The sequence below is a fragment of the Fodinicurvata sp. EGI_FJ10296 genome, assembly GCF_040712075.1.
GTDB lineage: Bacteria > Pseudomonadota > Alphaproteobacteria > DSM-16000 > Inquilinaceae > JBFCVL01.
The window spans coordinates 41,813-54,701 of sequence record NZ_JBFCVL010000008.1 but is presented as its reverse complement, the minus strand read 5'-3'; the positions used below and the strand labels follow the sequence as shown (position 1 = coordinate 54,701).

The following is a 12,889-nucleotide window of genomic DNA, read 5'->3' as shown; positions in this document are numbered from 1 at the left end:
TTTAGTTGTATTTCCGACATATCGGTTGCATAAACCGATTCGGTGCCGGAGGCAAGGGACGGGGGCTCACATTCCGGTCACAGTGTGACCGCGTGCCGGGGGGAAAACCGCCACTGCGCCATGATTCACGACGTGGCGTCAGGGGGTTGCGACCCGTTATTCATCTCACTTAGTGCCTTGTCGACCATGAGAAGATCGCGCCAGGCCAGGCGTTTCTGTGCCGGCTGGCGGAGCAGATATGCCGGGTGGAACAGTGGCATGGCGGGAATCGGCGCCTCGGCCCCCGGCACGGCAATTGTCGTCCATCGCCCCCGCAGTTTCGTGATCCCCCTGCTTGTGTCGAGGAGTGCCTTGGCGGAGATGCCTCCGGCGAAGACGACGACGCGGGGTCGCTTCAATGCGATGTGACGCTGGATATAGGGCAGGCAGGTGGCGATCTCGGCGGCCGACGGCGTCCGGTTGCCTGGCGGCCGCCACGGCAGGATATTGCTGATATAGGCCGACTGCCGGTTCCGGCCGATCGCCGCCAGCATACGGTCGAGCAATTGTCCGGCCTTGCCGACGAACGGCTTGCCCTGTCGATCCTCGTCTTCGCCCGGCGCTTCGCCGATGATCATCAAATCGGCATCCGGGTTGCCGTCGGCAAAGACGAAATTCGTAGCCGTGCGCCGCAGTGGGCACCCATCGAATGCCTGAAATCGCTCGCGCAGGTCGTCGAGGGTTTCAGCTTCCTGTACCGCCGTACGCGCGGATTCTATGGTTTCGCGCTCCCCCAGCAGCGGCGCGCCGCCACCGGCCGGCGCGCCGGGGGAGGCGGCAGCCTGTGCCGATGACGGTCCGCGCCCGGCACTGGCAGCCGGTGCGGACGGGGGCACTGCATGTCCCGGTGCTTCCCGTGATGGACGTACGGGCGGTTCCGGCGCCGCGCGCCGGACCGGCGCCAGCAGCGAATCCGGCGGTGCCTGCCAGAGCCCGTCCCTGGTCAGGTCGATCGGTTCGGGGCTGACGGTCTCGTCGACGCCGACCAGACGATACCAGTCCAGAAGGGCGGCGATCTGTTGCGGATTTGCGGTCTCCATGGGAATTAGGGTACCACAGTGCGGCTCGGGAGAGCGACCGAACGACGTATTGGATGACGGAAAGGCTGCTGCGGCGGCCACCGGACCGGGACGCGCCCCGAACGCGCGAGGCGACAACGGCACGAACGGATGGTGGATATGGCAGTAGAACGGGAGTCGATGGCGTACGACGTGGTGATAGTCGGGGCCGGGCCGGCTGGTCTGGGCGCGGCGATTCGCCTGAAACAGCTCGAAGCCGAACAAGGCCGGGAAATATCCGTCTGTGTCGTCGAAAAGGGCGCGGAGGTCGGCGCTCATATCCTGTCCGGCGCCGTGCTGGAGCCCCGCGCTTTGAACGAATTGATCCCCGACTGGCAGGAACGGGGTGCTCCGATCAACACACCGGTCCAGGAGGACGAGTTCCGCATCTTCACCGAGAGCGGATCGATGAAGATGCCCGGATTCGCACTGCCAGGCGAATTGCACAATGACGGCAACTACATCATTTCGCTGGGCAATCTCTGCCGCTGGCTGGCCGAGCAGGCCGAGGCGCTGGGGGTCGAGATCTACCCCGGATTTGCCGCCGCCGAACTGCTGTACGACGAAGACGGCACTGTGCGCGGCATCGCGACCGGCGATATGGGAATTGGCAAGGACGGCGAGCCGACCGCGAACCATACGCCGGGTGTCGAACTCCACGGAACTTATACGCTGCTGGCGGAAGGGGTCCGCGGCTCGCTCTCGAAAGAAGCAATCGCCCGATTCGGGTTGCGTGACGGACGCGATCCGCAGACCTACGGCATCGGCATCAAGGAATTGTGGGAACTCGATCCCGCCAGACACCGTCAGGGACTGGTCATGCATGGCTTCGGCTGGCCGCTGGAGTCGGATACTTATGGCGGTGGCTTCATGTACCACCTGGAGGAAAACCTCTGCGCGATCGGCTTCGTTGTCGGCCTGGATTATGCCAATCCGTATCTTTATCCGTTTGGCGAGTTCAACCGGTTCAAGACGCACCCCGACATCAAGCCGTATTTCGAAGGCGCAAGGCGCGTGTCCTACGGCGCCCGAGCAATTAACGAAGGCGGCTATCAGTCCGTCCCGAAGCTCGTTTTTCCCGGTGGTGCGCTGATCGGCTGCTCGGCCGGATTCGTCAACGTGCCAAAGATCAAGGGCAGCCATACGGCGATGAAATCGGGAATGCTGGCCGCGGAAGCCTGCTACGCCGGGCTTGCCGGAGAAACGCCGGCGCCCCTGGACCGCTATCAGAGCGCTTATGACAACAGCTGGATTGCCGACGAGCTCTATGCTGTGCGCAATAGCAGACCGTCGTTCCGATGGGGAATGGCGCTCGGCACGGCATATTCGGGGCTGGATCTCTGGTTGCGCGGCAAGGTTCCGTGGACGTTCCATCACAAGCACGAGGACCATGAGACGCTGCGCCCAGCGTCGGAATCGGCCAGGATCAACTATCCCAAACCCGATGGCGTTCTCACCTTCGATCGCCTGTCGTCAGTTTTTCTTTCAAACACCAACCACGAGGAAAACCAGCCTTCCCACCTGAAGCTGGCCGACCCGGAAATACCGATCGCGCACAACCTGCCGGTCTATGACGAGCCGGCCCAGCGATATTGCCCGGCCGGCGTGTACGAGGTCGTCCGCGATGAAGATGACGGCGGAGCGCGGTTCGTGATCAATGCCCAGAATTGCGTTCACTGCAAGACTTGCGACATCAAGGACCCACGCCAGAATATCAATTGGACAGTGCCTGAAGGTGGCGGCGGACCGAATTACCCGAACATGTAGCCGTCCGACGAATTGCCCTGTCCCCTCGCCTTGACCCTTCGCGGCGTGTCGCCTTGAGCCATCGTGGCATGCCGCCTTGACCCATCGCGGCGTGCCGCCTTGACTATGACATAACCCCATCCCATCGTTATGGTCGGCTGGGGCCTCGGGCATGAAGACTTTGGCCCAAAGGTATGAAACTGCACAGCCTTTGATCTCTGGCGCAATGGCCGAGACTGCGTTATTCTGAGTATCGCGATCCTTGTGGCGGTGGGTGGGTCCTTCGCCGAATTGTCCAGGTGGGAGACCGGGATGGCCCGATCAAAACGATTTCTTCCGCGATTCCAGCGCCGGGTCGTGCGTCTGGCACTCGGCTCGATGATGGCCGCCTCCAGCGCAATCGTGCTGCCGACCGGCGCCGATCTGGGTGTCAGGCCGGCATTCGCATCGGACAACGCGGGGCGCGTGCTGCTTCCGGGCGCCGGTCACGATCTTCGGTATGGCGGCCTGACCGGTTCCTATCTCGCAGCTGCCCATGCAAGCCGACAGGATGATCTGCGCCGGTCCGCCGACTATATGTACGCAGCCTTTCAGCGGCACGGGCGTAACGGCTATCTTATGCACCGGGCTTTTGTACTGTCGATGGCAGTAGGCGAGATCGACCGGGCTTTGCCGTTGGCCTCGGCACTCAATGCCGTCGACCCCACAGACCATATGTCGGCAATGGCTCTGGCGCTGGCCGCCGCAGAATCCGGAGATTTCCAGAAGGGACTGGACTATCTGGATGCCATGAATCCGATGGGCCTCTCCACGGTCGTAGTGCCCGTCGTGTCCGCGTGGCTGGCGCTGAGCCAGGACGATGTCGAACGGGCGATTGCCCGGCTGTCGCCGCTTCAGGAGCGGCGCGGCATGGAAACGCTCGTGGAACTGCAGGAAGGCCTGTTGCTTGAGGTTGCGGGACGGCCGGATTCCGCACGAGCCACCTATGAGCGGACGATCGAGCGTGTCGGTGCCGAAGCCGCACCCGGTCGCCTTATCCAGGCTCTGGGGCGCCTCTACCGCGAGGCTGGAGAGAACGAAGCGTTCGAGGCGCTGTACGAGGACGCCTTCGGGGTATTGCCGGAGGAGCGCGCGCCGGCCGATGAGCCGATCGTTGTCGAAGCAAAGCGCGGTGGTGAAATTGCGACCGATCCTCAAGAGGGGCTGGCCGAGGCGCTGTTCCATCTGGCAACGGCGCTGAATGCCGAAGGGGTGGCTGATCTTGCGCTGCCCTATGTTCAATGGTCGCTGCGCCTCCGCCCCGACTCTGATATCACCCGCATCCTGCTTGGCGAGATGCTGACCGAACGCGGTGATCACAATCTGGCTCTGAACGTATTCGAGTCAGTCGATCCCGACAGTCCCCTCAATCTGTCGGCCGGGTTGTCCGCTGCGCGGATGATGGATCGGCTGGACCGGCGTGGCGATGCCATCGATTTCCTCAACGCGCTGGAAGACGACTATCCGGGCCGACCGGAAATTCCGTTCCTGATCGGCGACCTGAAGCGCATCGACCGGCAATTCGATGCGGCCGTCGAAGCCTATGACCGGACGGCGGAGATCTCTCCCGATCTTGAGACCGAGAACTGGTCGTTCCTGTACCGTCGCGGAATGGCGCTGGAACGCGCTGATCGCTGGGAACGAGCTGAACGCGACTTGCAACGGGCGGTGGCTCTGAACGGAACCCATGGGCATCTGCTGAATTATCTCGGCTATTCGTGGATTGACCGGGGCATCAATATCGACGAGGGGGAACATCTGTTGCTCCGGGCGATCGAGCTGGAGCCCGATGACGGCTACATTATCGACAGCGTCGGATGGGTTTATTTCCGTACCGGCCGGATGGATCAGGCGGTATCCTGGCTTGAACGCGCGGTGGAGTTGCTGCCGGCAGATGCCACCGTAAACGACCATCTCGGTGACGCCTACTGGATGGTTGGCCGCGAGCGCGAGGCCCGCTATCAGTGGCGGCGCGCGCTGCAGCATGTCGACGACGATCCGGACCTGGCGGCAACGATCGAGGGGAAACTCGCCGACGGTCTGGACGAGACCGGAGTTGTGGCCGATCGCGTGGCCACCGGCGATGCCGATCAGGACGGCCCGACCCTGCGTTAGGGCAGCCCGACTTCTATCGTCGCATCCGTCCCCCGAAACCTGGCGATCCGAACCCTGGATCCGAAAGCGTGGACCTGACCCTCGTGGAAGCACCCCTCGCCAGCGACGGGCTGGCCGTTGCCCCGCGGCCCGTTGGCGGCGGGGCGGTTGCATGTCTCGCACCGGCAAAGGTGAATCTGTGGCTCCGGATCACGGGCCGCCGGGACGACGGTTTCCATTGGCTGGACAGTCTGGTCGCTTTTACGTCGGTGGCGGACGAGGTGCGTGTGAGTCCCGCTGCGACGCCAACGTTCCGGGTCACTGGCCCCTTTGGGGCGGACGTTCCGTCGGCACCGTCCGAGAATCTGGTCTGGCGGGCTGCGGATCTGATGGCGGAACGGGCCGGACGCCACCGATCGCCCCTTGCCATTCATCTGAAGAAAAATCTGCCGGTGGCTGCCGGGATCGGCGGCGGATCTGCCGACGCAGCCGCCGTTATCCGCTGCTTGCAACATCTGTGGCATCTGACCTTGACGGCAGAGGATCGTGACCGGATCGCCGGGTTGGGGGCTGATATTCCGATGTGCGTCGCCTCGGAGGCCGCCTATGTATCGGGTATCGGCGAGGAACTGGAACCGGGCCCGATGTTGTCGGGAGCCGCGTTGGTGCTGGTCAATCCTGGTGTCCCGGTATCAACGCCAGACGTTTTCAAGGCGCGCACGGGCCCGTTCAGTGCGCCGACGCGCCGTCCGGATATCATGGAGTCCGGGACAGGCGTCAGGTCAGGGGCCCAGGCACCGGAACTGATGTCGGCGATATCGTCGAACCGCAATGACCTGGCCGAGGCGGCAATGTCAATCTGCCCCGAGATCGGTGTCGTCATTCGGTCGCTTCAGAAACGACCCGGTCTGGTACATGCCGGCGTTTCCGGCAGCGGGGCGACCTGTTTCGGCCTCTTCGATAATGGCAACCACGCCAATTTGGCCGCAGCGGCGATCTCCCGCGAAAGCCCCGGTTGGTGGTGCCGGGCGGGCTCGGTGCTTTAGGCCCGGGCAAAGTGTCATTCCAGCGATCGCGCGTGCTCAAGGTCCTCGATCAGACCCCGGCTGGGCTCGCCCGTCACCGGCAAGCTGTATTCCTCCTGGAATGCCTCGATTGCGTTTCGTGTCAGGTCGCCCATGACGCCATCGGCGGGACCTGGATCGTAATTCAATGCGGCCAGCAGTTCCTGGATCCGGGCAACGGATTGGGAGTCGCTGACCGGTTCGGCATTCGTCGGCGGGACAGCGTCCGGCAGGTCGGATATGGACGGCGCATTCTCCGGCGCCTGCGGCGTCTGCCGTTCCTCGCCGACCAGTCGTTCGAGTGCCGCTTCTGCTTCCTCGTTTCCGGCTTCCGCTGCGATCCGGTACCAACCGGCGGCAGCGGCGGTGTCCGCCGCACCATCAAGGCCGGACTCGAACAGCCGGCCGAGTTCGAGCGCGCCGCGCGGTTCTCCGCTGGCGCTTGCCGCCTGAAACCAGCCGGCGGCCTGTACCGGATCCTGGTCAACGCCGCGTCCCGCGAGTTGCATGCGGCCGAGGGCGAGTTGAGCATCGGGATGATTGCGTTCCGCCGCCCGCCGGAACAGGTCCGCCGCCTCTTCGGCTGAGGCATCGCGGCCAAGACCGTCGCGGGTGAGGACGCCGAGGTTGTAGAGAGCATTGGCGATGCCGGCCTCCGCGCTCTGGCGATACCAAAAAACGGCGCGCTCGAGATCCTGCGGGATGTCCTGGCCCAACGCGAACGCGGTGGCCAGATCGTGCTGCGCATCGGCATCGCCGTTCGTCGCCCGGCGTGCCAGGGTCTGCAGCGTCTCCGGTGCGTCACCAGGCAGGTTCGCCGCCGCCGCCAGATCGTCGTCGCGCGAGGAAAGCGGCTGGGTTCCGACCGGGTCTCTGGGAGCGGCTTCGATGGCCGGCCCCTGGTTGACGGCGTCGACGGTTTGCGCTTCCGCCGGATCGGCATCCGCTCCTTCTCCGGGCCCGGCCCCCCCAGCCCCAGCCCCCGAACCGCTCGATGAGGCCGGTGTCCACGAGGCTCGCCCGGCCGACCCGCCGGCCCCGGCGGTTCTTGTATCGGCCGCCGACGGGTCGCTTTCGAACGGGTCGTCATCCGGCGTGTCTGAGACGACGTCCTCCGGGGCCGTGTCGGTGGCGCCGTCGGCAGGGCCATAGAAGACGCGGTCGAGTTGCATGAATGCCTCGTCGACGATCTCTTCCATCGACGGACGGTCAGCCATGATCCACCATCCGCCGCCCGCCAGCGCGATCAGCACCAGGAGCGGCAATAGCAGACGGCCGCGTTTGCGCCGCGTCGGCTCGCGCCGGGTCGCATAGTAGGTGGACGAAGGCTCGCCGGGTGTGGCCGCGGGCGCCGGCGCCGAAGGTGCCGAAACCCCCGGAGCGGGGGCTATCGGCGTCCGCAGCCCGGGCGCCCGGGTGACGCGGTCGGCCGCCCTGCGATCCTTCATCAATCCACGCAGGCCGTGGGTCGATCCGGCCCTTGGCCCGGGTCGTGCTGCTGTGGGTTCTGGTGCGGGCCCAAGCTCGGGGTCAGGGGACGGGCCGGGAGTAGGAGCCGCCGGGGCAGGCGGATCGGCCCGACCGGATGGTTGTGTGATCGGTGCCGGAGCCGGCCGGGCGCGGTTGTCCGGCTTTCTGCGTGACAGCGCAGTGTTCAGGCGGGTCTCCACCCGATCGAGACGCGAGCCCAGTTCTTCGAGCATAGCCATGATCTCGCGGGGCGAGGGGTCCTGTGCCCTGGTTTCCACTGTCGGCGCCGGTGTTTCCCTCGGCGCGGGCGGCGATTCATCGTGATCGGCGCCGGCTTCCCGTGCATAGCCGAGGCCATCGCGGCTGTTTTCGCTGCTGGATCGCAGTGGGGGCGGCACTCGGCGGTCATCGGTCATTCAATGCAATCCTGGCACAACTATACTGACTATGGGCCTGAAACGGGTCCTGGTCGCCCGGTCGATCCATTGGTAGTCTCACGATGAACTGATCGCAACGATCCAGCCTCACGGCCTGACCCATCGTGCCCAAAACGACGGCAGGTGTCAGGCATTCGGTGACACCAATTTCAGTGCACTGGCCTCGCTGGTTGACACTCATCTGCTGCGGCCCTAATGTTCGCGTCCTCAATCCCGCTTCGGGACGCCAGACCGGCCGAAAGGCTCCGCCAGTCCGCGAGAATCGCGCACTGGCGCAAAGCTGTTTGGGGCCATGGCAGTCGCATTATGTGGTGTGACGCGTTTGTGTGGCGGGATAGTGACGATCAGTACGGGTAGACCGAACCATGTTCGATGGGCTGTCAGGACGAATCGGCGAGATTTTCGACCGACTGCGCAAGCGCGGTGCGCTGAGCGATGACGACGTCGCCGCCGTCATGCGCGAGGTGCGCGTCGCCCTGCTTGAGGCCGACGTCGCCTTGCCGGTCGTCAAGGAGTTCATAAAAAAGGTCAAGGATAGGGCGGTCGGGGCCGAAGTTACCCGTTCGGTGACGCCGGGTCAGCAGGTCATCAAGATTGTGCACGACAATCTTGTCGAAATGCTCGGCGGGCCCGAAGGCGCCGATGCCGGTCCGCCGATCAATCTGACCGCCGTGCCGCCGGTGCCGATCCTGATGGTCGGCCTGCAGGGCTCGGGCAAGACGACCACCTCCGCCAAGATCGGCCGCTTCCTTACCCAGCGCCACAACAAGAAGGTTCTGCTGGCGTCATTGGATACCCGGCGTCCGGCCGCCATGGAACAGCTTCAGGTGCTGGGTGAGCAGGCCGAGGTCAGGACGCTGCCGATCGTCGCCGGTCAGCAGGCGGTTGATATTGCCAAGCGTGCCATGCAAACGGCCACGCTGGAAGGTTTCGACGTCGTCGTTCTCGATACCGCCGGACGGCTTTCCATCGATATGGAGCTGATGGCCGAGGTCGCCGCGGTGCGTGACGCCGTCAAGCCGGTCGAGACGCTGCTGGTCACTGACGCCATGACCGGGCAGGACGCCGTCACCACGGCCGACAACTTCCATAAAAAAGTCGGCGTCACGGGCATCGTTCTGACGCGGGTCGATGGCGACAGCCGTGGCGGCGCTGCCTTGTCGATGCGCTCGGTCACCGGCATGCCGATCAAGCTGATGGGCGTCGGCGAAGGCGTCGATGCGCTGGAAGCGTTTCATGCCGACCGCATTGCCAACCGTATTCTGGGCATGGGCGATGTCGTCAGCCTGGTGGAAAAGGCCCAGCAATCCTTCGAAGCCGACGAAGCCGAGAAACTCGCGCGCAAGGTCCAGAAGGGCACGTTCGATCTGGAAGACATGCGCTCGCAGCTTCAGCAGATGCGCAAGATGGGCGGCGTTTCCGGCCTGCTCGGCATGCTGCCGGGCATCGGTAAGATGAAACAGCAGATGAACAACGCCAATGTCGACGAGAAGGTGCTCGTACGGCAGGAGGCGATCATCGGTTCGATGACACCCGGCGAACGCCGCAATCCCAAGCTTATCCAGGCGAAAAGGAAGATCAGGATCGCCAAGGGCTCGGGCACCACGGTGCAGGACGTCAACCGCCTGCTGAAACAGCATCAGCAGATGACGGACATGATGAAAAAGGTCAAGAAGGCCGGGAAAAAGGGCATGAAGGGCGGGCTGCCGCCCGGAATGATGCCACCCGGTGGGTTGCCGCCCGGCATGCTGCCTCCGGGGTTCAAGTAGTGTGCAGGGTAGAGCAGATTAAAGTTTAGGGGAAAGGGGCGCCGTTTCGCGTTCCTGTCGAGTCAAGCCACCAATAGCCAAGAGAAAGATACAATGTCAGTCAAGATTCGTTTGGCCCGTGCCGGTGCCAAGAAGCGCCCGTTTTACTATATCGTTGCCGCCGACAGCCGCTCGCCGCGTGACGGACGCTTCATCGAGCGTCTTGGGTATTACAATCCGATGGCGGAAAGGGACAGCGCCGAGCGCGTCGTCATGAACGAAGAGCGGGTCCGCGCATGGCTTGGCACCGGCGCCCAGCCGACCGATCGCGTTTACCGTTTTCTGGCCGAGGCTGGTCTCGTCGCCAAGCGGACTTATGCCGAACAGCCCAAGAAGGCGACTCCGAAGGCCAAGGCACAGGAACGGCTCAAGGAGGCTGAGGAAGCCCGTAAGGCCGCTGAAAAGGCTGCCGAAGACGCCAAATCGGAAGCCGAGGCGTAATCATGCGGTCGGAATGGGGCGGGCGCTGACCGGAGGTGGACGTCGTGACGGACAAGCCGGAACTTGTCTGCGTTGGCGAGATCAGTGCGACCCACGGCGTTCGGGGGCTCGTGCGGATTCGCCCATTCACCGAAGAGCCGGACGGTGTTCTGGCCTATGGGTCGCCGACCGATGCCACTGGCAGCCGCCGGTTCGATATCGACCTGAAGTCCTGGTCGAAGGGGGCGTGGATCGCGTCGATCGAAGGGGTTGGTGATCGGACGGCGGCGGAAAAATTGCGGGGCACGCGGCTCTGGGTGCCTCGTGACCGGTTGCCGCCGCCCGATGATGATGATTCGTTCTATTATCATGATTTGATCGGCCTGTCGGCTCTTCTTCCCGACCGCTCGCCGTTCGGCCGTGTGCGCGGTATCGCCAATCACGGTGCCGGCGACGTACTGGAAATCGAGAAACCGGACGGCGAAACGGTCTTCGTCCTCTTTACCCGCCAGTCTGTGCCGCAGGTTGACGTTCCCGGCGGTCTCATCGTCGTTGACCCTCCGCCGATGACCGGCGACGAGGACAGCGCTCCCGATACTGCTGAGTCTTCGGCCATGTCGGGCGAGCGGCAGGGATGACGTGGCGGGCAACGGTGCTCAGTCTTTTCCCGGATATGTTTCCGGGCCCATTGGGCGAATCTCTTGCCGGGCGGTCTTTAGCCGGTGCTGGGGCCGAAAATGACGCGGCATGGACGCTGGAAACGGTGGACATTCGCGATTTCGCGGGTGATAAACACCGCCGCGTTGACGATACGCCGTTTGGCGGCGGCGCGGGGATGGTGCTGCGGGCCGATGTGCTCGATCGAGCTTTGCGCTTTGTTGGTACCGGTACCGGTGCAGGTGGCGATTCGCCCGGCAATGTGGGGCGGCGCCTTATTTATACCTCGCCGCGTGGCAGGGTGTTCGATCAGGCATTCGCGCGCCAGCTGGCCGATGAGCCGGGTGTGATCATCCTGTGCGGCCGCTACGAAGGTGTTGATCAACGCGTGCTCGACGCTCATGGCGCCGAAGACGTCAGTATCGGAGATTTCATTCTCTCCGGCGGGGAACTTGCGGCGCTTATGATGCTCGACAGTGTCATCCGGCTTTTGCCGGGGGTCATGGGCAACGCGGCGAGCGCGACAGAAGAAAGTTTCGGGGAATCTTCGGGGAACGGCGACGCCGTCCTGTTGGAATATCCCCAGTTTACCCGTCCGGCCGAATGGGTCGGTCCGGACGGTGACATATGGCCGGTACCGGAAGTTCTCGTCTCGGGTGATCACGGGCGAGTGGCACGGTGGCGGCGTATGGAAGCGGAGCGTTTAACCCGCGAACGGCGCCCGGAATTGTGGCGTCGATACCGGGCCTCGGTCTATGGACCTTCCGACGTCCGTCGGAAGCGCCGGTGACCGCTGGAAGCGTTGCGACGGATCGGGACCGGCGACGATGGCGGTGGCACGTCATCCTATCGACCGGATCTCAGAACAAGAGGGGCTGCAAGCCATGAATATTATCCAGACGCTCGAAGCCGAGCAGATTGCCAAGCTGACCGACGGCAAGCCGATTCCTGAATTCGGACCGGGTGATACCGTCCGTGTGAATGTGAAAGTCGTCGAAGGAACGCGCGAGCGTGTGCAGGCCTTCGAAGGCGTGTGCATTTCGCGGCACAGCGACGGCATCAACAGCAGTTTTCGGGTACGCAAGATTTCCTACAACGAGGGCGTCGAGCGCGTCTTCCCGCTATACAGCCCCCGGATCGACAGTCTGGTCGTCGTCCGGCGCGGTGATGTCCGGCGCGCGAAGCTGTACTACCTGCGCGGACGCCGCGGCAAGTCGGCCCGCATCAAGGAAAAGCGCGAGCCCCGCGTCAAGAAGGCAGGCTGATCGCGATCGGCACCTGCCCGATATCGATAATGGGGACCCCCGTCGGCGTTGGCCGGCGGGGGTTTTCTCTGGCTTACTCCGACCGGGTGGATGATTCGGATTCAATCAATAGCCGTCAGCGCGGCAGCTGATCGGCACTGGTGTCGATTTCCGCGACCATCCCTTCGCCGCGCGTCGGGTCATAGGCCATTTCCAGCGTTACGGTTCCCGCCTCCAGACCCTTGCAGATCTGAAAATTGATGATGCAGTCGACGATGCCGCGGTCATCCACCAGCGGGCAATACAGTCGTTCGGTGCGGAAGATGCTGTTCGATTCCACCAGTGGCATGACGCTGCGGGAATAAAGCGGCACCCTGTTTTCAATGACGTGGCGGTAGAGCTGGAACTGATAGCGTCGATAGGATGGAACCTGGAAGAAGTTGCTGAGATACTGACCGGTCGGGTTCACGCTATCGATATCGACCAGATGGGTCCCGACGAGGCGAAAGCGCAGATCTGCCCCTTCGTCGATGACGTCCGTCAACTCGATATAGGGCAGTACCGACGGAATTTCGATCGGATCGATATCCTGCCGTCGGGGCGGTTGTCCGTCGGCGCTTCTTTTCGAGAGCCAGTATCTGAGGCCCGCTGCCAGCGGCCGGGCCGTCACCTCTGATAGTGCGATGGGGCTGGCGCTGATCATTCTTCCGACCCTTTGTTTTTTCGAATTGTTTATGCTGTTGGCCGCATGCAGGTATTACCCCGCTGGCGTCACATTCAGCATATCAGCATTCGTCGGTATTGGTGAGGCCG

General features: G+C 63.6%; 11 protein-coding genes. 8 read left to right on the top strand and 3 right to left on the bottom strand.

Going from position 1 to position 12,889, the window contains the following annotated elements:
* Nucleotides 1-125 precede the first annotated feature (125 nt).
* Complete coding sequence (locus ABZ728_RS17520) at nucleotides 126-1,079, bottom strand: uracil-DNA glycosylase (RefSeq protein ID WP_366657535.1); 954 nt, start codon at nucleotides 1,077-1,079, stop codon at nucleotides 126-128.
* Nucleotides 1,080-1,208: 129 nt separating this feature from the next.
* Between ABZ728_RS17520 and ABZ728_RS17515 the strand changes: the two genes are divergently transcribed.
* The 3 genes from ABZ728_RS17515 to ABZ728_RS17505 all read left to right on the top strand — a co-directional run bounded on the left by ABZ728_RS17515 (nucleotide 1,209) and on the right by ABZ728_RS17505 (nucleotide 6,022).
* On the top strand, nucleotides 1,209-2,864 hold the full coding sequence (locus ABZ728_RS17515; RefSeq protein ID WP_366657534.1) for an electron transfer flavoprotein-ubiquinone oxidoreductase: 1,656 nt from the start codon (nucleotides 1,209-1,211) through the stop codon (nucleotides 2,862-2,864).
* 291 nt (nucleotides 2,865-3,155) lie between these two features.
* Nucleotides 3,156-4,997, top strand: coding sequence for a tetratricopeptide repeat protein (locus ABZ728_RS17510; protein WP_366657533.1), 1,842 nt, complete (start codon nucleotides 3,156-3,158; stop codon nucleotides 4,995-4,997).
* Nucleotides 4,998-5,065: 68 nt separating this feature from the next.
* Complete coding sequence (locus ABZ728_RS17505) at nucleotides 5,066-6,022, top strand: 4-(cytidine 5'-diphospho)-2-C-methyl-D-erythritol kinase (protein ID WP_366657532.1); 957 nt, start codon at nucleotides 5,066-5,068, stop codon at nucleotides 6,020-6,022.
* A gap of 14 nt (nucleotides 6,023-6,036) precedes the next feature.
* On the opposite strand, the gene ABZ728_RS17500 is transcribed toward ABZ728_RS17505, so the two are convergent.
* The gene (locus tag ABZ728_RS17500; protein ID WP_366657531.1) at nucleotides 6,037-7,926 is read right to left on the bottom strand and encodes an SEL1-like repeat protein; all 1,890 of its coding nucleotides are present in this window, start codon (nucleotides 7,924-7,926) and stop codon (nucleotides 6,037-6,039) included.
* 386 nt (nucleotides 7,927-8,312) lie between these two features.
* Here ABZ728_RS17500 and ffh point away from each other — a divergent pair, with 386 nt between their 5' ends.
* The 5 genes from ffh to rplS all read left to right on the top strand — a co-directional run bounded on the left by ffh (nucleotide 8,313) and on the right by rplS (nucleotide 12,097).
* On the top strand, nucleotides 8,313-9,716 hold the full coding sequence (gene ffh / locus ABZ728_RS17495) for a signal recognition particle protein (RefSeq protein ID WP_366657530.1): 1,404 nt from the start codon (nucleotides 8,313-8,315) through the stop codon (nucleotides 9,714-9,716).
* Nucleotides 9,717-9,809: 93 nt separating this feature from the next.
* Nucleotides 9,810-10,196 carry a 30S ribosomal protein S16 gene (gene rpsP, locus ABZ728_RS17490; RefSeq protein WP_366657529.1) on the top strand — a complete coding sequence of 129 codons (387 nt, stop codon included), beginning with the start codon at nucleotides 9,810-9,812 and terminating at the stop codon, nucleotides 10,194-10,196.
* A 44-nt stretch (nucleotides 10,197-10,240) separates the two neighbouring features.
* Nucleotides 10,241-10,813 carry a ribosome maturation factor RimM gene (gene rimM, locus ABZ728_RS17485; protein WP_366657528.1) on the top strand — a complete coding sequence of 191 codons (573 nt, stop codon included), beginning with the start codon at nucleotides 10,241-10,243 and terminating at the stop codon, nucleotides 10,811-10,813.
* The gene (gene trmD, locus ABZ728_RS17480; RefSeq protein WP_366657527.1) at nucleotides 10,810-11,622 is read left to right on the top strand and encodes a tRNA (guanosine(37)-N1)-methyltransferase TrmD; all 813 of its coding nucleotides are present in this window, start codon (nucleotides 10,810-10,812) and stop codon (nucleotides 11,620-11,622) included. The genes rimM and trmD overlap by 4 nt, the downstream gene beginning before the upstream one ends.
* A gap of 94 nt (nucleotides 11,623-11,716) precedes the next feature.
* Nucleotides 11,717-12,097 carry a 50S ribosomal protein L19 gene (rplS, locus tag ABZ728_RS17475; RefSeq protein WP_366657756.1) on the top strand — a complete coding sequence of 127 codons (381 nt, stop codon included), beginning with the start codon at nucleotides 11,717-11,719 and terminating at the stop codon, nucleotides 12,095-12,097.
* A gap of 115 nt (nucleotides 12,098-12,212) precedes the next feature.
* On the opposite strand, the gene ABZ728_RS17470 is transcribed toward rplS, so the two are convergent.
* Nucleotides 12,213-12,779, bottom strand: a complete 567-nt coding sequence (locus tag ABZ728_RS17470) for a PAS domain-containing protein (protein WP_366657526.1) — start codon at nucleotides 12,777-12,779, stop codon at nucleotides 12,213-12,215.
* Nucleotides 12,780-12,889 lie beyond the last annotated feature (110 nt).

Coding starts and splice junctions, on each gene's coding strand:
- ABZ728_RS17520 (WP_366657535.1), bottom strand. CDS start 1,079: ATGGAGACCGCAAATCCGCAACAGATCGCCGCCCTTCTGGACTGGTAT.
- ABZ728_RS17515 (WP_366657534.1), top strand. CDS start 1,209: ATGGTGGATATGGCAGTAGAACGGGAGTCGATGGCGTACGACGTGGTG.
- ABZ728_RS17510 (WP_366657533.1), top strand. CDS start 3,156: ATGGCCCGATCAAAACGATTTCTTCCGCGATTCCAGCGCCGGGTCGTG.
- ABZ728_RS17500 (WP_366657531.1), bottom strand. CDS start 7,926: ATGACCGATGACCGCCGAGTGCCGCCCCCACTGCGATCCAGCAGCGAA.
- ffh (WP_366657530.1), top strand. CDS start 8,313: ATGTTCGATGGGCTGTCAGGACGAATCGGCGAGATTTTCGACCGACTG.
- rpsP (WP_366657529.1), top strand. CDS start 9,810: ATGTCAGTCAAGATTCGTTTGGCCCGTGCCGGTGCCAAGAAGCGCCCG.
- trmD (WP_366657527.1), top strand. CDS start 10,810: ATGACGTGGCGGGCAACGGTGCTCAGTCTTTTCCCGGATATGTTTCCG.
- rplS (WP_366657756.1), top strand. CDS start 11,717: ATGAATATTATCCAGACGCTCGAAGCCGAGCAGATTGCCAAGCTGACC.
- ABZ728_RS17470 (WP_366657526.1), bottom strand. CDS start 12,779: ATGATCAGCGCCAGCCCCATCGCACTATCAGAGGTGACGGCCCGGCCG.